General features: G+C 71.9%; 18 protein-coding genes. 6 read left to right on the top strand and 12 right to left on the bottom strand.

Translation table 11 applies throughout. The features are described 5' to 3' along the window. Positions 1–10: 10 nt before the first annotated feature. Genes LTT61_RS30080 through LTT61_RS30030 form a run of 11 tightly spaced genes read right to left on the bottom strand, consistent with a single transcriptional unit; the run spans position 11 to position 12,564 of the window. The gene (locus LTT61_RS30080; protein WP_233017385.1) at positions 11–898 is read right to left on the bottom strand and encodes an SDR family NAD(P)-dependent oxidoreductase; all 888 of its coding nucleotides are present in this window, start codon (positions 896–898) and stop codon (positions 11–13) included. Continuing rightward, positions 895–1,749 carry an alpha/beta fold hydrolase gene (locus tag LTT61_RS30075; protein ID WP_233017384.1) on the bottom strand — a complete coding sequence of 285 codons (855 nt, stop codon included), beginning with the start codon at positions 1,747–1,749 and terminating at the stop codon, positions 895–897. Before LTT61_RS30075 ends, LTT61_RS30080 begins: the two co-directional genes overlap by 4 nt. Further along, the gene (locus LTT61_RS30070) at positions 1,746–2,351 is read right to left on the bottom strand and encodes an NADPH-dependent FMN reductase (RefSeq protein ID WP_233017383.1); all 606 of its coding nucleotides are present in this window, start codon (positions 2,349–2,351) and stop codon (positions 1,746–1,748) included. Before LTT61_RS30070 ends, LTT61_RS30075 begins: the two co-directional genes overlap by 4 nt. Positions 2,352–2,369: 18 nt before the next feature. Next, positions 2,370–3,359 (bottom strand): cyclase family protein, encoded by a 990-nt coding sequence (locus LTT61_RS30065; protein ID WP_233017382.1) that lies wholly within the window; start codon positions 3,357–3,359, stop codon positions 2,370–2,372. Positions 3,360–3,381: 22 nt separating this feature from the next. After that, on the bottom strand, positions 3,382–4,173 hold the full coding sequence (locus LTT61_RS30060) for a coniferyl-alcohol dehydrogenase (protein ID WP_233017381.1): 792 nt from the start codon (positions 4,171–4,173) through the stop codon (positions 3,382–3,384). Then, positions 4,170–5,882: an FAD-binding protein gene (locus LTT61_RS30055; RefSeq protein WP_233017380.1), complete on the bottom strand. Its 1,713-nt coding sequence runs from the start codon at positions 5,880–5,882 to the stop codon at positions 4,170–4,172. The genes LTT61_RS30060 and LTT61_RS30055 overlap by 4 nt, the downstream gene beginning before the upstream one ends. Then, complete coding sequence (locus tag LTT61_RS30050; RefSeq protein WP_233017379.1) at positions 5,879–6,829, bottom strand: 3-carboxyethylcatechol 2,3-dioxygenase; 951 nt, start codon at positions 6,827–6,829, stop codon at positions 5,879–5,881. The genes LTT61_RS30055 and LTT61_RS30050 overlap by 4 nt, the downstream gene beginning before the upstream one ends. Beyond that, positions 6,798–8,429, bottom strand: a complete 1,632-nt coding sequence (locus tag LTT61_RS30045) for a bifunctional 3-(3-hydroxy-phenyl)propionate/3-hydroxycinnamic acid hydroxylase (protein WP_233017378.1) — start codon at positions 8,427–8,429, stop codon at positions 6,798–6,800. Before LTT61_RS30045 ends, LTT61_RS30050 begins: the two co-directional genes overlap by 32 nt. Before the next feature lies 1 nt (position 8,430). Next, positions 8,431–9,294, bottom strand: coding sequence for an alpha/beta fold hydrolase (locus LTT61_RS30040; RefSeq protein ID WP_233017377.1), 864 nt, complete (start codon positions 9,292–9,294; stop codon positions 8,431–8,433). A gap of 19 nt (positions 9,295–9,313) precedes the next feature. Next, the gene (locus tag LTT61_RS30035) at positions 9,314–10,954 is read right to left on the bottom strand and encodes an FAD-dependent oxidoreductase (RefSeq protein ID WP_233017376.1); all 1,641 of its coding nucleotides are present in this window, start codon (positions 10,952–10,954) and stop codon (positions 9,314–9,316) included. A 38-nt stretch (positions 10,955–10,992) separates the two neighbouring features. Beyond that, on the bottom strand, positions 10,993–12,564 hold the full coding sequence (locus LTT61_RS30030; RefSeq protein ID WP_233017375.1) for an AMP-binding protein: 1,572 nt from the start codon (positions 12,562–12,564) through the stop codon (positions 10,993–10,995). A 206-nt stretch (positions 12,565–12,770) separates the two neighbouring features. Here LTT61_RS30030 and LTT61_RS30025 point away from each other — a divergent pair, with 206 nt between their 5' ends. The 6 genes from LTT61_RS30025 to LTT61_RS30000 are packed head-to-tail and all read left to right on the top strand — an operon-like array spanning position 12,771 to position 18,572. After that, positions 12,771–13,631 (top strand): mycofactocin-coupled SDR family oxidoreductase, encoded by an 861-nt coding sequence (locus tag LTT61_RS30025; RefSeq protein WP_233017374.1) that lies wholly within the window; start codon positions 12,771–12,773, stop codon positions 13,629–13,631. 19 nt (positions 13,632–13,650) lie between these two features. Further along, positions 13,651–15,015 (top strand): cytochrome P450, encoded by a 1,365-nt coding sequence (locus LTT61_RS30020; protein ID WP_233017373.1) that lies wholly within the window; start codon positions 13,651–13,653, stop codon positions 15,013–15,015. 16 nt (positions 15,016–15,031) lie between these two features. After that, positions 15,032–16,114 carry an amidohydrolase family protein gene (locus LTT61_RS30015; RefSeq protein WP_233017372.1) on the top strand — a complete coding sequence of 361 codons (1,083 nt, stop codon included), beginning with the start codon at positions 15,032–15,034 and terminating at the stop codon, positions 16,112–16,114. A 10-nt stretch (positions 16,115–16,124) separates the two neighbouring features. Beyond that, positions 16,125–17,270: an amidohydrolase family protein gene (locus LTT61_RS30010; RefSeq protein WP_233017371.1), complete on the top strand. Its 1,146-nt coding sequence runs from the start codon at positions 16,125–16,127 to the stop codon at positions 17,268–17,270. Continuing rightward, positions 17,267–17,659, top strand: a complete 393-nt coding sequence (locus LTT61_RS30005) for a Rieske (2Fe-2S) protein (RefSeq protein ID WP_233017370.1) — start codon at positions 17,267–17,269, stop codon at positions 17,657–17,659. Before LTT61_RS30010 ends, LTT61_RS30005 begins: the two co-directional genes overlap by 4 nt. A gap of 46 nt (positions 17,660–17,705) precedes the next feature. After that, the gene (locus LTT61_RS30000; RefSeq protein ID WP_233017369.1) at positions 17,706–18,572 is read left to right on the top strand and encodes an alpha/beta fold hydrolase; all 867 of its coding nucleotides are present in this window, start codon (positions 17,706–17,708) and stop codon (positions 18,570–18,572) included. A gap of 2 nt (positions 18,573–18,574) precedes the next feature. On the opposite strand, the gene LTT61_RS29995 is transcribed toward LTT61_RS30000, so the two are convergent. Further along, a complete protein-coding gene (locus LTT61_RS29995; protein WP_233017368.1) occupies positions 18,575–19,030 on the bottom strand; it encodes a hypothetical protein in 456 nt (151 codons plus the stop codon). Positions 19,031–19,072 lie beyond the last annotated feature (42 nt).

Raw genomic sequence — 19,072 nt, 5'->3', positions numbered from 1 at the left:
CCCTCGGGGGTCAGCGCGCGGCTGCCTTGTCGAACTGCTTGGCCAGGGGCTTGCCCGCGCGGGTGCCGCCGTCGATCGGCAGCACCGTCCCGGTGACGTAGCGAGCGCGTTCGCTCGCCAGATAGACGGCGGCCTCCGCCACGTCCTCCGGCGTCCCGTCGCGGCGCAGCGGGCGGTCGTTGTGCATGGCCTCGCGGGCCAGCCGGGTGAATTTCTCCCGCGCCGCGTCGGACATGCCGCTGCCGGACGAGGAGAGCAGCGAGGTCGGGATATTGCCCGGCGCCAGGCAGTTCACCCGGATGTCGAACTGCGCCAGCTCGATCGCGGCGGAGTGGGTGTAGTGGATCACCGCGGCCTTGGAGGCGCGGTAGGTCTGCACGCCGCCGCCCGCCTGGATGCCGCCGATCGAGGAGAGGTTGATGATCGAGCCGCCGCCGTGCTCGGCCATGTGCCGCGCGGCGTGCCTGGTGCCCGCCATGACGCCGAGCAGGTTCACGCCGAGCACGCGGTGGAAGTCGGCCAGGTCGTCGTGCAGGATGCTCTTGTGCATCCGGCCGGAGATGCCCGCGTTGTTCACCATGATGTGCAGGGCGCCGAAATCGGTTGTCGCCCTGCGGACCAGCGCCTCCACCTGCTCGGGGTCGGAGACGTCGGTGGTCTGGAATACCGCGGCCGCGCCGAGCCCGGCGATCGACTCGGCCCCGCGCTCGGGGTCCAGGTCGCCGACGACCACCCGCGCGCCCTCGGCCACGAACCGCGCCACCACGGCCCGGCCGATCCCGGCCGCTCCCCCGGTGACCACGGCGACCTTGCCCGCCAGATCGCCCGTGCCGCGACCATCCGGCACGAGCGAAGACCCGCCGTGGCCATTCTCCGCTTCCTGGCCTGATTCGCTCATGCCGAGATCTCCTTCCGGGAGTCGGTCTTCGCGCAGTTCGCGAGGAAGTCCAGGAGCAGCGCGTTCACGATCTCCGGCCGCTCGATCTGCGGGCAGTGCCCGGCGCCTGGCACCACCGCGGAGCGGCCGTCCGGGAGCAGCGCGGCGAGCTCGGCCGCCCAGCCGGGGGGAAGCAGCTTGTCCGCGCCGCCCTCGACCACGAGCACCGGAACCCCGATGCGGTGGTAGGCGCGCTCGGTGGACGGCGCGGCGGGCGGCTCCAGCCCCGGACGCCGGAACCGGGCCGCCGCCAGCGCCTCCCACGCACCCGGCGCGATGCTGGATTCGTACCGACGGCGCACATACCCCTCGTCGGCGGGGTAGGAGCCGCCGTGGAAGAGCGCCGTCACGATCCGGCGCATGCCGGGCAGCGAGCCGTCGTAGTCGTAGAGCGCGGCCATGTGCTCGTTGCGCTGGATCTCGCCGCCGCCGCAGATCGCCACCAGGCTGCGCAGCGGCAGCTTCGGCCGCTCGGCGGTGGCGTCGGCGAGCAGGTTGATCGCGCCCATGGAGTTGCCGACGAAGTGCGCCGACTCGATGCCGAGCAGCGCGAGGAAGCGCGCGATGTGCCGGATCCGCAGCCCGCGGCCGTCGGTGAAGTCGACCACCTTGGCGGACTCGCCGAAGCCGAGCATGTCCGGGGCGAGCACCCGGTACCGCCTGGCCAGCGCGTTCACGGTGAACTCCCAGCCCACCTCGGCGCCGGCGCCGAACTCGCCGCCGTGCAGCAGCACCACCGGCTCACCGGCGCCCGCCTCCAGATAGCTGGTGCGGGCACCGTCCACCAGCAGGGTCCTGCGCTCGGCGATCACGCGCGGCTCCCCGCGAAGGCGAGCAGCTGGGTGGCGAGCAGCTCGAGCTGGCCGCGCACCGTCTCGTCGACCAGCTCGCCCGCGGCATCCCAGACCGGCTCGGCGGAGTTGATGGCGACGCCGAGCGGGGTTGGCCAGGCGCGCAGCGCGTGCCCGATCACCCGCAGCTGCCCGAGCGTGCCGACCGCGGCCTGCCAGCCGTAGGCGCAGGTGATGCAGCCGAGCGGCTTGTTGTCCAGGTAGACGACCGGGTCGCCGCGCAGGTCCTCGATGTAGTCGAGCGCGTTCTTGACCAGCCCGGAGACGCCGCCGTGGTAGCCGGGCGAGGCGATCACCACCGCGTCGGCCCGGCGCAGCGCCGTCACCAGCGCGGCCGCCTCGGCGGTGCGCGCGGGGTCGTGCGGGCTGTACATGGGCAGGTCGATGTCGGGGCCGGCGAAGAGCGCGGTCTCGCCGCCGTTGCGCTCGACCGCGGCCAGGCAGTGCCGCAGCGCGCGCTCGGTCGACGACCCGGCGCGCAGCGTGCCGCCGATCCCGACCACGAAGGGGCGGCCGTCGGCGCGGTGCGCTCCGGTGGTCACCGGGGTGGTGCTCGCGGTCATGGCCGCTACCTCCTTCATCTACTTGATGGCGATGGGATTCAGCGGGGAGCCGACCGCGCCGACCACCCGCAGTGGCGGGGCGACCAGCTGGAACTCGTAGACGCCGTCGGCGGCGCAGTCCGCGGCGAGCGCGGTCAGGTCCCAGTACTCGCCGAGCATCAGCCCCATGTCGCGCAGGCAGAGCATGTGCATGGGCAGGAAGGTGCCCTCGACGCCGGAGACCGGGTCCTCGACCATGAGGTTGTCCGCGGCCACCGCGGCGACCTCGCGCTCGTGCAGCCACTTGGCGCAGCGCCAGTCCAGCCCGGAGTAGGGCTCGGCGCCGTCGCCGGCCTCCTCGAACCGGGCCCACCAGCCGGTGCGCACCAGCACGATGTCGCCGCGGCCGACCTCGACGCCCTGCCGCTTGGCGACCTCGTCCAGCTCGTCCGGGGTGATCGGCTCGCCGCCGGGCAGCCAGGTGTCGGCGCCGCGGTGCTTCACCAGGTCGAGCAGGACGCCGCGGCTGGTGATGCCCTTGCCGTCCACCTTGTCGATGCCGCAGTGGAAGGCGCCGAAGCTGGTCACCGAGGCGGCCGGGAAGCCGTTGTAGAGCTTCTCGTCGTAGTAGACGTGCGAGAGCGCGTCCCACTGGGTGGCGGCCTGCAGCGGCATGATGATCATGTCGTCGTTGAAGCGGAACGGATTGTCCGCGAAGAACCCCGCGACCTCGGCGCCGACGCTGTTGCGCAGCCACTTCGGGCCGTACTCGGTGAGCGCGGTGACGTCGCCGCCGTCCACGGTCATCACGTGCACCGGGTTGTGCCGGAACTTGAAGGCGCCCTGCGGGCCGGAGGAGCCGAAGTCGACGCCGAGCGGGAACACCTTCCCGTGCCGCACCAGCCCGGCGGCCTGGGCCACCTTCTCCGGGGTGATGAAGTTGAGCGTGCCGAGTTCGTCGGCGGCGCCCCACCGGCCCCAGTTTCGAACCTCGTCGCCGAGCTTCCGGAAATCGGTCAAGCTTGCCACTGTCGTTGTCCTTCCGAGGTTTTCATGCAAGGCGTCCTGCAACGTTGCCGCCATCCACCCAGATCACCTGGCCGGTCACATAGCTCGCCGCCGCGCTGTTGAGAAACACCAGCACCGCCGCCTGCTCGGCCGGGTCCGAGACGCGGCCGTCGAGCGGCTTCGGGATGGTGTCGAGGTACTGGTCGCCGTAGGCGGTGCGCAGCTGGTCCAGGATCGGGGTCTCGGTGACGCCCGGGCCGGTGCAGTTGACGCGGATGCCGCGCGCGCCGAGCGGGGCGGCGGCGCGGGCGGTGTAGTGGATGATCGCTTCCTTCGACAGGCGGTAGCCGCCGTCCTCGAGCGCCTCGGGGTTGGCCGCGCACCAGGCTTGTCCGGCCTCGAAGTCCTCGGTGTCGAGCAGCCCGGTGGTCTGGGCGCGGTGCTCGAGCCAGTTCGCGGCGGCCAGGGAGGAGACGCTGGCGATGGTCGCGCCCTGCCGCAGCCCCGGCAGCAGGGCCTCGGTGAGGTGGCGCAGGCCGAGGAAGTTGATGGCGACGACCTTCGGCGGGTCGCCGATGCCGGAGGAGACGCCCGCGACGTTGAACAGCGCGTCCACCGGGCCCAGCTCGGCGACGGCCGCGTCGATGGCGGCGGGGTCGGCCATGTCCACGCGGTGGAAGCCGTCCAGCTCGGTGGCCGGTTCGGCGAGGTCGAGGCCGATCACGGTGCCGCCCAGCTCGCGCACCTGCCGCGCAACCTGTGCGCCGATCCCCGAGGCGCAGCCGGTGACGACGGCGCGGCGGCCGTCGTAGCGCCACAGCTCACCGATCGTCATCTGCCCGCCCCGGTGAGGTGTTCGGCGGCGATGTAGCCGAAGGTCATGGCCGGGCCGATGGTGGCGCCGGCGCCCGCGTAGGAGCGGCCCATGACCGGCGCCGCGGTGTTGCCGGTGGCGTAGAGGCCGGGGACGACGCTGCCGTCGGGGCGCAGGACGCGGGCGTGCTCGTCGGTGCGCAGCCCGCCGGAGGTACCGAGGTCGCCGAGCACCATGCGGAAGGCGTAGTACGGGGGTTTGCGCAGCGGGGCCAGGTTGGGGTTGGGCAGGGTGGGGTCGCCGTAGTAGTTGTCGTAGACGCTGTCGCCGCGGTCGAAGTCGTCGTCGTGGCCCGAGTTCGCGAGCTCGTTGAAGCGGTCGGCGGTGGCGCGCAGCCGCTCCGGCGGCACGCCGATCTTCGCGGCCAGCTCCTCGATGGAGTTCGCCGCGACCACGACGCCGGAGTCCAGCCACGCCTGCGGAATCTTGCGCCCGGTGGGGACCGGCGCGAACGGGATCTTCGGCAGCGGGAGGTGCCCGGCGACGACGTAGCGGTTCCACGAGCGGTGGTCGGTGATCAGCCAGCTCGGGATGTGGTCGACGCCGGTCCGCTGGCCGGCCAGCATGGCGTGGCCGAAGTCCATGTACGGCGCCGCCTCGTTGATGTACCGCTCGCCGTTGCCGTTGACGATGAACTGGGCGGGCATCATCCGCTCGTTGAGCAGGAACTGCATCCGGCCGTCCGGCCACTGGATGGAGGGGAACCACCAGGACTCGTCCATCAGATCGGTGGCGGCGCCGACCTTCTCGGCCGCGCGGATGCCGTCGCCGGTGGCGAGCGGGTTGCCGAAGCTCCAGTCCTCGTCGATGAGCGGCTCCTCGCGCCTGCGCCACTCCATGTCGTGGTCGAAGCCGCCGGTGGCGAGGATGACGCCGCGCTCGGCGCGGATCCGCACCGGCACCCCGTCGCGCTCGACCACCGCGCCGGTGACCTCGCCGTCCGGGCCGGTGGTCAGCTCGGTCATCGGGGCGTTCAGCCAGAGCGGGATGTCGTGCTCGCGCAGCGCCAGCCGGAGCCGGGCGACCAGCGACTGGCCGATGGCGGCGATCCGGTCGCCGAAGACGTGCGCGCGGAACTTGCGCCACAGCAGCTTGACCAGCACCGCCTTGCCGCGCCAGTGCTGCCGGACCTGGTAGAAGAGCCGCAGGTCCTTGGGGCCGAGCCAGATGCCCTTCGGCGCCAGCGCGAGCGGCTTGAGCAGCAGCTCCTCGTCCGGGCCGAGCTCGCGCAGGTCGATCGGCGGGACGTTGATGGTGCTGCCCTGGTCGGAGCCGCCGGGGAGCTCCGGGTAGTAGTCGGCGTAGCCGGGCTTCCAGACGAACTCCAGCCAGCGGCTGCGGCTCTCCAGGAAGGCCATCATCTCCGGCGACCGGTGCACGTAGGCGCGCAGCCGCTCGTCGGTGACCAGCCCCTCGGTGATGGTGCGCAGGTACTGGACGACGCTGTCCGGGTCGAGTTCGAAGCCGTCGCGGTGCTGGGCCGGGGCGTTCGGGACCCAGATGCCGCCGCCGGAGAGCGCGGTCGAGCCGCCGTAGTACGCGGCCTTCTCGACCACGAGCACCTTCAGCCCCGCGGCCTCGGCGGCGAGTGCGGCGGTCAGACCGCCGCCGCCGGAGCCGACGACGAGTACGTCCACGGTCTCGTCGGCTCTCTCCACTGGTTCGGTCATGACGACCTCCCTTCCGGCAGCGCGGTGCGGACGGCGAAGCCCGCGATGAGTTCGGGGGCGGCGCGGTAGTAGCGGTCGGCCACCCGGTAGGGGCCCTGGGTGGCGAGCGCGGCGAAGGCGGCGACCCAGGTGCGCACCTCGTGCGCGGAATTGCCCGCGGCACGCGTGATTTCGGCATTGTCCCAGGTGGTGAGCTCCCCGAGAGCCCCGCGGTCGAGCACGTCCAGGAATCGGGCGTCCCACTCGGGTGCGAGCGGCGCGGACGGCCCCTCCCCCGCGGCGAATTCGCGCGCGGCGGCGACGACCCGCTCCTGGCGGGCGGCCCGCGCCTCGGCCGACATGGGCGCACCGTGCACGATGCGCTCGCGCACCGGCCCGGCGGCGGTGGCCAGCGCGGGCACCGGCGGATCGTGCGAAAGCCCGCCGGAGCCGACGATCAGCACCCGCTTGCCGAGCCCGGCGACGAACCGCCCGGCCGCCGCCCCCAGCGCGGCGGCCCGGTGCAGCGGCCCGAGCGGCACCCCGACCGCGTTGACGAAGATCGGGATCACCGGCAGCGCGGTGGCCGAGCCGAGCAGCCTGCTCAGCGGCTGCACGGTGCCGTGGTCCACCTCCATGGCCACCGACACCGCGACGTCGACGCCGTCGGCGAGCACCGCCTCGGCCAGCTCGGTGGCGAGTTCGGCGGGGACGTCCAGCGGCCCGGCGTAACTCCCGTAGTCGCCGACCCCGCTCGCCGCGGTGCCGACGCAGAAGGCGGGCATGGTCCGGTAGAAGAACCCGTTGTAGTGGTCCGGCGAGAAGGTCAGCACCAGTTCGGGATCGAACTCCCGGACGAACCAGGCGGCCCGCTCCAGCGCCCCCTCGACATCGTCGAGCAGCTCGCGGCCCGGACCCGGCAGTTCGAGCAGGGGGCTATGCGAGACGCAGCACACGGCCAGCGGCATCGTGCTCCCCCTCCGGGTCGAGCGCGAGCGCGTCGGCCAGCGCGGCGCCGACCTCCGGCGCGTACTGCGCGGGCGAGGCGCCCGCGATGCAGCGGTCGGGGCGCAGGAAGAGCACCGAGTCCAGGTGCCCGTCGAACCAGCGCTTGAGCCCGCCGGTGCGGTCGCCGACGATCAGCACGTCCGGGTCGTCGTGGTCGGGCCAGTGCAGCTGGCAGGAGGGCCGCGCCGCGACGAAGACCGCGCCGAGCGCCTTCCAGCGCGCGAACTCCCGCTCCCCGAGCACCTCGCGCGGCCGGTTGTTCCAGAACAGCACCGCGAACCACGGCCCGAGCACGTCGTCGAGGAGCACGTCGGCGCGCTCGCGGGTGTCGACCCGGGGCTGCACGAAGAGCGTCCCGACGGCGGATTTCGGCGAGCGCGACCAGGTGTGCACCACCGCGCCGGTGTCGTACCGCGGCATCGGCTTGAACCGCATGCCGAGCACGTACGACTTCACCGGCGGGATCGCGGCGGCCGCGCGCACCAGCACGTCGCGCGCCGCGGTCACCCGCTTGCCGGTCGGCGAGATCACCTTCCCGACCAGCGTGGAGAGGTCGATCATGGCGCGGGCGTGCTTGCGGCGCTCGGTGTCGTAGCTGTCCAGCAGGGCATCCCCGGCCCTGCCGGTCGCCACCGCGGCGAGCTTCCAGCCCAGGTTGGCGGCGTCCCTGATGCCGCTGTTGTACCCCTGGCCCTGCCACACCGGCATCAGGTGCGCGGCGTCGCCCGCCAGCAGCAGCCGCCCCTTCCGGAAGGTGTCCGCGATCCGGGAGTGGTGCGTGTAGACCCGGCGCCGGATCACCTCCAGCCGCTCCGGGTACGGCACGAAGGAGGCCACCATCCGCTGGAAGAAGGCGGGATCCTCGGCGAGCTCGTCCGGCTCGTCGTCGTGGATCATGAACTCGAAGCGCCGGATGCCGTGCGCGATGGAGACCGAGACATTGGGCCGGGTGGGATCGGCGCCGACCTCGATATTGGGGTGCCCGAGCGGGTCCGAGGCCAGGTCGACCACGAGCCAGCGGGTCGGCGAGGTGGTCCCCTCGAAGCCGACCCCCATCTGTTTGCGGGTGACGCTCCGCCCGCCGTCGCAGCCGACCACGTACCCCGCGGTCACCACGCTGCCGTCGCCGAGCGAGACCTCGACGTGCGCGCCGGTGTCGACGCACCCGATCATGGCGGTGTCCCAGGAGACCTCGACCGAGGGATACCGCGCGAGCCCGGCCAGCAGCTCGGCGTCGACCAGCGGCTGCACGAAACCGTTCCGCTTGGGCCAGCCGAACGAGGTGTCGGTGGGCGCGATCTCGGCCAGCAGCCTGCGCCGCCCGTCCACGAAGCGCATGATCTGGTTCGGGTTGGTGTGCGGCAGCACCCGCTCGACCAGCCCGATGGACTGGAAGGTGCGCAGCGACTCGTCGTCCAGCCCGACCCCGCGCGGGTAGTCGATGAGCGTCGGCCGCTCCTCCACCACCCTGGTGCGCACGCCGTGCCCGCCGAGCACATTGGCCAGCGTGAGCCCGACCGGGCCGGCGCCGACCAGCAGCACGTCGTAATCGGCGGGCACGTCAGCTCTCCCGCAGGAAGCCCAGGTGCAGGGCGTCGAAGGTGGCGGCGTCCTCGTACTGCGGCCAGTGCCCGCAGTCCGGCATGACCTCGAAGCGCGCGCCCGGGATCATCGAGGCGATGCGCTTGCCCTCGGTGACGTCGGCGGTGGGGTCGTCGCTGGTCCAGAGGACGAGGGCGGGCGCGGTGATGCGGCCGTACTCGTCCGGGCCGAGCAGGTTGCGCTGCCTGATCTCCGGGTCCTGCAGCGCCATGATGTCGCGCATGGCGTCGACGAAGCCGGGCTGGCGGTAGATGCGCTGCCTGCTCGCCACGATGTCGTCGTAGTCCTTGGACTTGTCCGCCATCAGCCACTTGATCCTGGCCTGCACCGTCTCCCAGGTCGGCTCGGCGGCGGCGGCCATGGAGAGCGTGATGATCCGCTGCATGACCACCGGGTCGGCCTGCGAGCCGCCCGCGGTGTTCAGCACCAGCCGGTGCACCCGCTCCGGGTGGTCGATGGCGAACCGGGCCGCGACCCAGCCGCCCAGCGACTCCCCGCTGATCGAGGCGGTCCGCACGCCGATGGCATCCAGGAAGGCGGCGAGGTGCGCGACGTAGTGCGGGATCTCCAGCGGGTGCCCCGGCCTGCCGGTGTAGCCGTGCCCGAGCATGTCGATCGACCAGGTGTCGAAGTGCTCGGCGTGCGCGGCGAGGTTGCGCACGTATGCCTCGGCGTGCCCGCCCGACCCGTGCAGCAGGATCAGCGTCGGCTTCCCCGCCTCGCCCGCGCGCAGGTAGCGGGTCCGCACGCCTCCGGCGTCGAGGTAGCCCTGCTCGAACGCCACCCCCTGGAGGTCGCTCCAGATGCTCTCGTACTCCGACAACGCATAGGTCCCTTCTGCTTCAGGATTCGACGGAGGAGCCGGTGGCGGCGGCGTGCCCGGCGCGGTAGCCGAAGACCAGGCCGGGGCCGATGGTCCCGCCCGCGCCGCCGTAGGCCCGCCCGGTCGCGCCCGCCATGGCATTGCCGACCGCGAAGAGCCCGGGGATCACGGCACCGGTGACGTGCTTCACCCGGCCGTCCTCGTCGGTGCGCGGGCCGCCCTTGGTGCCCATCGCCCCCGCGGTGACCGGAACCGCGTAGTACGGCGCGGTGTCCAGCGGGCCGAGGGTCTTGGCCCAGGCGGGCTCGGCGTCCGGATCGCCCCAGTAGCCGTCGTAGGCGCTGGCGGCGCGGCCGAAGTCCGGATCGGCGCCGTCGGCGACGGTCTTGTTCCAGCGCTCGACGGTGGCGGTGAGGCCGTCCGGGTCGGCGCCGATCCGCCCGGCCAGCTCGGCGAGATCGGCCGACTCGTTGAACCACTCCGGCACCTCGCCGCCGGGCGGCACACCGAGGAAGCCGTACCTCCGCAGGTGCTCGGCGTCGAAGACGATGTGGCCGGGGTCGTTGACGTAACCGCCGCGCGGGTCCAGGTAGTGGAACGCGCCGACCATGGCGTTGTACTCGCCCGCCTCGTTCACGAAGCGGCGGCCCGCCCGGTTGACGATGATGCTGCGCGGCCGGGTGCGCTCCAGCCGGACGCTGCGGCTGCGCGGCTTCCCCTCGATGGTGTCGCCGGGGATCTGCACCACCGGCACCCACCACGCCTCGCTCATGGTGCCCAGCTCGGCGCCGAGCGCCATGGCCAGCCGCAGCCCGTCGCCGGTGTTGTTCGGCGGCGAGACCGGGCCGCGCATGGGGCCGCGCAGGTAGGCGCGGACCAGCTCGGCATCCCACTCGAAGCCGCCGGTCGCCAGGATCACCCCGCGCCGGGCGCGCACCGTGGAGAGCCCGGCCGCGGTGGCGATCCGGACGCCGGTGACGGCCCCCTCCGCCGTCACCAGCTCGACCGCGCGGGCGCCCGTGCGCGGGACCACGCCCGCCGCGAGCACCCCGGTGAGCAGCCCGCCGATCAGCGCGGCGCCTGCCACCACCAGGTCGGCGTTGGCGTCGGTGACGCCCGCGTTCAGCCGCGCCCTGGTCTCGGCGTCGAAGCCGACATTGCTCCAGTCCGCGGGGAAGGTGGTGATCCGGTCCCGCCAGGCGCCGAGCGTGCCCAGGTCGAAGGCGATCGGGCTGAGCGAGCGGCCGCCGCCGGGGCGGCCGCCGGGCAACTCCGGCTTGTAATCCGGGAAGCCGTCGGCGATCTCGAAGCGGACCGCGCTGTGCTTCTCCACGAAATCCACGGCCGCGCCGCCGGTGCGCACGAAGGTCTCCACCAGCGGGACGTCCATCGACCCGAACGACTGCGCGTCCAGGTAGGCCATGGCGTCCTCGACGGTGAGCGGCCCGTCCGGCGCCCGGTCGTGCGCCGGGATCCAGGCGATGCCGCCGGAGACCGCGCTGGTGCCGCCGACGGTCTCGGCCTTCTCGTACACCGCCACCGAGGCACCGGCCACGGCGGCGGAGAGCGCGGCGGTGAGGCCGGCGGCGCCGCTCCCGAGCACCACGACGTCGACCTCGGTGTCCCATGCGGGGGTTCCGGGCTGAGCGGGGGTCGTCATGAAATCTCCGTTCGCAACTGAGAAGAATCGTATTCTCCTCACAGGGATGTGGCAATGCCCCGCCGGATGAGATGTTTCTGCACCTTGCCGCTCGCGGTGCGCGGGAACTCGTCCGCGGCGAACACCCGCTCCGGCCACTTCTGCCTGGCCACGCCCGCCGCGGCGAAGTGCGCGGCGATCTCGTCGACGGTCGGCAGCGCGTGCTCCGGCCGCAGCCGCAGCACCGCCCCGACCACCTCGCCGAAGCGCGCGTCCGGGACCGCGACCACCGCCGCCTCGGCCACCGCGGGCAGCCCGGCCAGCACCTCCTCGACCTCGATCGCGCTGACGTTCTCGCCGCCGCGGATGATGACGTCGGACTTGCGGTCGCTGATGGTGAGGTGGCCGTCCGGGTGCAGCACCCCGATATCGCCGGTGTGGTACCAGCCGTCGGCGTCGAAGGCGGCCGCGGTGAGCTCGGGGTCGGTGTAGCCGAGGCAGAGATCGGGGCCGCGGCTGAGGATCTCGCCGTCCGGGCCGAGCCGGATCTCCACGCCCGGCATCGGCCTGCCGTCGGTGTAGAGCCGCTCGTACTCCGGCGCGTGGTAGCGGGAGGTGGTGATCGACGGGTGCTCGGTGCTGCCGTACGCGCGGAAGGGGATCAGCCCCAGATCGGCCAGCCCGCGGGTGACCGAGGGCGGCACGGTGGAGCCGCCGAGCCCCACGTAGCGCATGTGCGCCATGTGCTCAGGGGAGAAGTCCGGGTGCTCCATCAGGCTGGTGACGAAGTACGGCGGCCCGCCGCCGACCGAGAGGCCGTCGCTGCGCATGAGCGCCAGCGCCCGCCCCGGATCCCAGACGTCGGTGAGGTGCACCGGCTTCCCGTGCAGCACCGGGATGAGGAAGGCCGCGAGCATCCCGATGAAGTGGCCGACCGGGGTCGCGGTGAGCTGGGCGCCGCGATCCAGCTTGTTCTGCTCGGCGAGCTGCCGCGCCTCGCAGCCCAGCGTCTGGTGGCTGTGGATCACGCCCTTCGGCGCGCTGGTCGTCCCCGAGGTGAAGGCGATCAGCGCGGGCCCGGCCGGGTCGGCGGGGAGCGCGCCCGCCAGCGGCTCGGCGGCGAGGAGCGCGTCGAAATCGACCGCCGCCGAACCCGCTCCGCCCGGCGCGGGACCCCCGCCGACCACGCCGACGATCGGCACCCCGGCGCTCACCTCCGGGTCGAAGACCAGCCGCCCGAAGCTCGCCGCGGTGATGAAGACCGCGGGCTTCGTCACCCCGAGGATGTGCGTGAGCTCGCGCGCGCCGTAGAAGTGCACCACCGGGACGGTCACCGCGCCGAGGAACGCCGAGGCCCAGAAGGTGGCGGCCGCCTCCATCCAGTTGGGCAGCTGGAAGACGACGGTGTCGCCCGGCCCGACCCCGCGCGCCCGCAGCCCGGCGGCCAGCCGCCGGGCCAGCAGCTCCACCTCGCCGAAGCTGCCCGACCAGGGCCGCGCCTCCGAGTGCACCCGGAACGGGAGCTCGCGCAGCCCGGCCAGATCGCGGGTGAGCTGCTCGCCCAGCGTCTCCGGGCGCCACCAGCCCGCGGCCTCGTACCCGGCTCTGAGTTCGTCGGGGATGGTTCGCATCGCGGGTCGCCTCCGAGATCGAGTGAAAATGCCATTCTCCTCTGAGGGTAATAACACATTCACGCTGTCGTGCGCATTCGCGGCGGATCAGCGCCTCGACCTGTCCGAAAAGTCCGAAAACCTTGCGAGATTTTCACTGAGGAGAGTAGCGTTCTCCTCGATGGCGAGGTAAATTCTCGTCCGAGGGTCACGGGAGAGGGACAGCTGTGGGACGTGTCGAAGGCAAGGTTGCGTTCATCACCGGCGCCGCGCGCGGGCAGGGACGCAGCCACGCGGTGCGGCTCGCCGAGGAGGGCGCCGACATCATCGCGGTCGACCTCTGCGAGGACATCGCGACGGTCGGGTACGCACTGGCGACGCCGGAGGATCTGGAGGAGACCGCGAAACTGGTCGCCAAGACCGGCCGCCGGATCGTCACCGCGAAGGCGGACGTGCGCATCGCGTCCGAACTGCAGAAGGCGGTCGACGACGGCGTCCGCGAGCTGGGCAAGCTGGACATCGTGGTCGCCCAGGCCGGCATCGCCGGCATGAAGGGCGAGCCGCAGCTGCAGGCGTGGACCGACGTGATCAACACCAACCTGATCGGCACCATCAACGCCATCCACGTCTCGCTGCCGCACCTGACCGAGGGCGCCTCGATCATCGCGACCGGCTCCACCGCCTCGCTGATCGACATCTCCAAGGTCGACCAGCCGGGCAAGGATCCGGGCGGCATGGCCTACGTGCACTCCAAGCGCGCGCTCACCGCCTACGTCTACGAGCTGGGCAGGCAGCTGGCGCCGCGCGGCATCCGCGCGAACGTCGTGCACCCCACCAACTGCAACACCCCGATGCTGCAGAGCGAGCCCATGTACCGCTCGTTCCGGCCGGACCTGGAGCACCCGACCCGCGCCGACGCCGAACCGGTGTTCGCCGTCCAGCAGGCCATGCCCATCCGCTACGTCGAGCCCGAGGACATCAGCAACGCCATCGTGTACCTGGCGTCCGAGGAGGCCAGGTACGTCACCGGTACGCAGCTGCGGGTCGACGGCGGCGGCTACCTGAAGTGGTACGACTACCACATCTGAGCTGAAGAGGATTCACATCGTGACCATCGACGAGAGCGTGGCCGGCGAGGACCGCAAGCGGGTCAGGTACCAGTTCGACCGGCACAGCCCCGAGTACCGGCACCGCTTCCAGGACATCACCGAGGAGATGCAGGGCAAGTGCCCGGTCGCCTGGTCCGACACCCACGACGGGCACTGGGTCGCCGCGAGCGCGGACGCGGTGTTCGAGCTGGCGCGCTGCCCGCACGTCTCCAACGACCACGACCTGCACGGGGAGCGCAAGGGGTACAAGGGGATCTCGATCCCCACCGCCCAGCGCGCCTCGATGGTGCGCGGCGGCATCCTGGAGATGGACGACCCGGAGCACCGGATCTACCGCTCGGTGCTCAACCCCTACCTCTCCCCCGCCGCGGTGCGGCGCTGGGAGCCGGTGATCGACGAGATCGTGCGGGCCGCCCTGGACGAGCACATCGAGTCCGGGCGCATCGATTTCGTGGACGATCTGGCGAACGTCGTCCCCGCCGTGCTCACCCTGGCCATGCTCGGCATTCCGCTGAAGCGCTGGTCGCTCTACAGCGAGCCGGTGCACGCCGCCGTCTACACCCCGGAGAACTCGCCGGAGGCGCCGAAGGTGGCGGAGATGCACAGGGCCATGGGCATCGACCTGCTCACCAGCCTGGCCGAGATCAAGGAGAACCCGCGCCCCGGCCTGGTGTACGCGCTGACCCAGCTGCGGATCGACGGCGAGCCCGCCCCCGACCTGGAGCTGCTCGGCATGCTCGGGCTGATCATCGGCGGCGGCTTCGACACCACCACCGCGCTCACCGCGCACTCGCTGGAGTGGCTCGCCGAGAACCCCGAGCAGCGCGAGCTGCTCAGCCGGGAGCGCGAGGAGCTGCTCGACCCGGCCACCGAGGAGTTCCTCCGCTACTTCACCCCGGCCCCCGGCGACGGCCGCACCATCGCCGAGGACGTCGAGCTGCAGGAGACCGAGTTCCGCGAGGGCGACCGGCTCTGGCTCTCCTGGGCCATGGCCAACCGCGACCCCTCGGTCTTCCCCGACCCGACCGAGGTGGTCCTGGACCGCAAGGGCAACCGGCACTTCAGCTTCGGGCTCGGCATCCACCGCTGCATCGGCTCGAACGTGGCGCGCACGGTGTTCAAGTCGATGCTCACCGCGGTGCTGGACCGGATGCCGGACTACCGCTGCGACCCCGAGGGCACGGTGCACTACGAGACGATCGGCGTGATCCAGGGCATGCGCAAGCTGCCCGCCACCTTCACGCCGGGGAAGAAGCTCGGCCCCGGGCTGGAAGCGACCCTGGAGAAGCTGCAGCGGATCTGCGACGAGCAGCGGCTGGCCGCCCCGGTGACGGAGCGTCCGGACGTCGCGGTGATCGACTGATCGAGAGAGTGATCGGATGAGAGAACTGCCCGACGGCACCAGCACCCCGGTCGTGGACGCGAGCGTGCACGTCTTCTTCGCGTCGAACGCCGACATGCGGAGCTTCCTGCGCGAGCCGTACCGCAGCCGCGGCATCCCCGATGCCGAGATGGACTGGTACGGCGCGCCCGGAGGGGAGTACGCGAAGGGCACCCGCGGCCCGGAGAAGCAGTACCCGGGCTCGGACCCGGGGCTGGTGGCCGCGCAGCTCTTCGACGAGCGCGGCGTCGACGTGGCGGTTCTCCATCCGATGACCCGCGGGGTGCTGCCGGACCGGCACCTCACCACCGCGGTGCTCGCCGCGCACAACGAGATGCTGGTGACCCGCTGGCTCGACGGCGCGCACGCCGACCGGTTCCGCGGCACCATCCGGGTGAACCCGGACGACGTGCCGGGCGCGCTGCGCGAGATCGAGCGCTGGGGCACGCACCCGCGGGTGGTGCAGCTCGGCATCCCGCTGCAGTCCATGGCGCTGTACGGCAAGCCGCAGTACTGGCCGATCTGGGAGGCCGCCGCCGCGGCCGGGCTCCCGGTGGCCGCGCACATCGAGACCGGCGAGAGCATCGCCTTCCCGCCGACGCCGTCCGGGCACACCCGCGGCTACGAGCAGTACCTCGGCTTCATGACGCTGAACTACGTCTACCACCTGATGAACATGATCGCGGAGGGCGTCTTCGAGCGCTTCGACGCGCTGAAGTTCGTCTGGGCGGACGGCGGCGCCGACATGCTCACCCCGTTCAGCTGGCGGATGGACACCTTCGGCAGGCCGCACCTGGAGCAGACCCCGTGGGCGCCGAAGATGCCGAGCGACTACCTGCCCGGCCACGTCTACTTCGTGCAGGGCAGCCTGGACGGCCCCGGCGACACCGAGTTCGCGAGCGAGTGGCTCGGTTTCACCGGTAAAGAGGACATGCTCATGTTCGGCTCCAGCTACCCGCACTGGCACGCGGGCGACGCGCTCGCGCTGCCCGCGGGGCTGAGCGCGGAGCAGCGCGCGAAGCTGCTCTGGCGCAATGCCGCCGAGCTGTACGGCATCGACATCATGGCCCCCGCGGGATAAGGAGACGCCCATGACACTGGCGCATCAGCAGCAGCGCGCACCGGCCGCCGAGCAGGTCGCCGTGCGGGTGGTCGACTCCGACGTGCACCCGGTGCCCCGGCGCAGGGAGCTGGTCGAGTACATCCCGGAGCCGTTCCGCAGCAAGCACTTCCTGAGCCACCGGGTCGGCGAGACCATCATCTACGACGCCCCGGACTACGCGCACTCCTACGCCATGCGGGTCGACACCTTCCCGAAGGACGGCGAATTTCCAGGCAGCGACCCGGAACTCGCCCTGCGGCAGCTGATCATCGAGGCCGGCTCGGACATCTGCATCCTGGAGCCGACGGTGAAGGCGACCCGGCTGCCGGAGGCGACCCAGGCGCTGGCCACCGGCATCAACCACTGGCTGGCCAACCACTGGCTGGACCCGGTCAACAACCGGCACCAGCGCTGGCGCGGCTCGATCTGCGCCGCCATCGACAACGTGGACGGCGCGGTGCGCGAGATCGAGCACTGGGCCGGGCACCCGTTCATGTCGCAGATCCTGATCAAGGCCGAGCCGCGCCCGGCCTGGGGCGACCCGCGCTACGACCCGATCTGGGCCGCCGCGGTGAAGCACGACCTGGTGGTGAGCTGCCACCTGGGCCGCGGGGCGTACGAGACGATGCCGATGCCGCCGGTCGGCTTCCCCAGCTACAACCACGACTTCATGGTCACCTACTCGCTGCTCGCCGCGAACCAGATCATGAGCCTGATCTTCGACGGCGTCTTCGACCGCTTCCCCGAGCTGCGGATCGTCTTCGTGGAGCACGCCTTCACCTGGATCCTGCCGCTCATGTGGCGGATGGACGCCATCTACGCGGCGCGCAAGTCGTTCGTCGACATCAAGCGCAAGCCGTCGGAGTACGTCAAGGAGCACATCCGCTTCACCACCCAGCCGCTGGACTACCCGGAGGATAAAACCGAGCTGACCAGGGCCTTCGAGTGGATGGAGGCGGACCGCATCCTGCTCTACTCCTCGGACTACCCGCACTGGACCTTCGACGACCCGCGCTGGCTGGTCAAGCACCTGCCGGAGCACGCGCGCGAGCGGGTCATGTACAAGAACGGCATCGAGACCTACCACCTGCCGGAGTTCGTGCCCGCGATCGAGGGCCAGAGGCGGGTGCTGTGACCGCGCAGCCCGAACGCCCCCGGCTCGCCCAGGGGCGGGAACACGTCGTCGCCACGGTGGACGAGATCCAGCCCGGCGAGTCCAAGGTGGTGCCGATCGGCAGGCACGGGGTCGGCGTCTACAACGTGGGCGGCACCTTCTACGCCATCGCCAACTACTGCCCGCACGAGGGCGGCCCGCTCTGCTCGGGCCGGGCCCGCGGCCGGACCGTGGTGGACGAGTCGGTGCCCGGCGACGCGGTCGAGGTGCGGGACAAGGAGTACATCTACTGCCCCTGGCACCAGTGGGGTTTCGAGCTCGCCACCGGGACCACCGCGGTGAAGCCGGAGTGGAGCATCCGCACCTACCCGGTGCGGGTGGACGGCGCCGACGTCATCGTGACGGCGTGAGCTGCCCCGGCCGGAGGCTCCGGTGCGGTGCCGGAGAGGGGTTCCCATGCCATCGGTAGTCGTGAACGGCGGTTCGGTCGTCTACGAGATCCTGGGCGACAGCGGCGAACTCGTCGTGCTCACGCCCGGCGGGCGGTTCGGGATGGACATTCCCGGGCTGCGCCCGCTGGCCGAGGCGCTGGTCGCGGGCGGGTACCGGGTGCTGCTCTGGGACCGCCCCAACTGCGGCGCCTCCGACGTCCAGTTCTACGGGCAGAGCGAATCGCACATGCGCGCCGAGACGCTGCACGGCCTGCTCACCGCGCTCGACACCGGCCCGGTGGTGCTGGCGGGTGGCTCCGGCGGTGCCCGCGACTCGATGGTCACCACGATCCTGTACCCGGAGCTGGTCTCGAAGCTGGTGCTGTGGAACATCGTCGGCGGCATCTACGGCACCTTCAACCTCGGCGCGCACTACGTGCTGCCCAGCCTGCAGGTGGTGCGCGGCCTCGGCGTCGAAGGGCTGCCGCGGATGCGGGAGTGGCGCGAGCTGATCGCGGCCAACCCGAAGAACGAGCAGCGGCTGCTCGCCCTCGACCGGGACGAGTTCGTCAAGCTCTCGCTGCGCTGGCTGAACGCCTACGTCTCCAAGCCGGGGCAGACCGTGCCCGGCGTCGACGACGAGCTCTTCGACCGGATCACCGTGCCCACGCTCATCATTCGCGGCGGCGCGCACGACCTGGACCACCCGAAGCGCACCTCACTGGAGGTGAGCTGCCTGATCGCCGGCTCGACGCTGATCGACCCGCCGTGGCCGGAGGACGCCTGGGAGCGCGCCGTCGAGGACCGGGCACAGCAGCGGGTCGACCGGTACAACCTGTTCGACACCTGGGTGCTGGCCGCGCCGCCCATCCTGTCCTTCCTCGACGGCTGAGCTCACCGGGTATGGACGACCACCTCGCAGTTGAGCGACGCCTCCAGGGCGGTGTGGATCCGGCTCTCCGGCACCCGCTCCAGGTCGGCGCGGTCGAGGGTCACGTGCACCACGTCGAAGCCGTCGGCGTCCGGCTCGCGCCGGATCTCGCCGCGCAGCCCGAACCCGGCGAGCACGCCGTGCGCGTCGTCGTCGGTGCCGCGGCTGACGTAGGTGACGACGCCGGGCACCGGCTCGGTGCCGAACGCCTTCGCGCAGGCGCGGACCGCGGCCCGCACGGCGGCCTCGGTGTCGCCGGTCTCGATGTGCAGCTGGAGTTCCCGGCTCGCGGCCGAGCCGACCAGCACCGCCGGGATCCCGCTCAGGTGCGCGCGCAGCGCGGTGAGCCCGTCGGTGAGCCCGGCGGGCGACAGCTCGCCGGCCGGGTCGACGTCGATTCGCACCACCGCGGTTCTCATACCGGCCAGCCTAGCGGCCGTTTCTCCCCCGGAAGAGGTTGC

The sequence above is a fragment of the Nocardia asteroides genome (assembly GCF_021183625.1).
GTDB classification, from domain to species: Bacteria; Actinomycetota; Actinomycetes; order Mycobacteriales; family Mycobacteriaceae; genus Nocardia; species Nocardia asteroides_A.
This window is presented reverse-complemented; position numbering and strand designations above follow the sequence as displayed.

Coding starts and splice junctions, on each gene's coding strand:
- LTT61_RS30050 (WP_233017379.1), bottom strand. CDS start 6,829: ATGCCGCTGGCCGTGTGCTGCGTCTCGCATAGCCCCCTGCTCGAACTG.
- LTT61_RS30000 (WP_233017369.1), top strand. CDS start 17,706: ATGCCATCGGTAGTCGTGAACGGCGGTTCGGTCGTCTACGAGATCCTG.
- LTT61_RS30070 (WP_233017383.1), bottom strand. CDS start 2,351: ATGACCGCGAGCACCACCCCGGTGACCACCGGAGCGCACCGCGCCGAC.
- LTT61_RS30055 (WP_233017380.1), bottom strand. CDS start 5,882: ATGACCGAACCAGTGGAGAGAGCCGACGAGACCGTGGACGTACTCGTC.
- LTT61_RS30015 (WP_233017372.1), top strand. CDS start 15,032: ATGAGAGAACTGCCCGACGGCACCAGCACCCCGGTCGTGGACGCGAGC.
- LTT61_RS30060 (WP_233017381.1), bottom strand. CDS start 4,173: ATGACGATCGGTGAGCTGTGGCGCTACGACGGCCGCCGCGCCGTCGTC.
- LTT61_RS30010 (WP_233017371.1), top strand. CDS start 16,125: ATGACACTGGCGCATCAGCAGCAGCGCGCACCGGCCGCCGAGCAGGTC.
- LTT61_RS30035 (WP_233017376.1), bottom strand. CDS start 10,954: ATGACGACCCCCGCTCAGCCCGGAACCCCCGCATGGGACACCGAGGTC.
- LTT61_RS29995 (WP_233017368.1), bottom strand. CDS start 19,030: ATGAGAACCGCGGTGGTGCGAATCGACGTCGACCCGGCCGGCGAGCTG.
- LTT61_RS30080 (WP_233017385.1), bottom strand. CDS start 898: ATGAGCGAATCAGGCCAGGAAGCGGAGAATGGCCACGGCGGGTCTTCG.
- LTT61_RS30030 (WP_233017375.1), bottom strand. CDS start 12,564: ATGCGAACCATCCCCGACGAACTCAGAGCCGGGTACGAGGCCGCGGGC.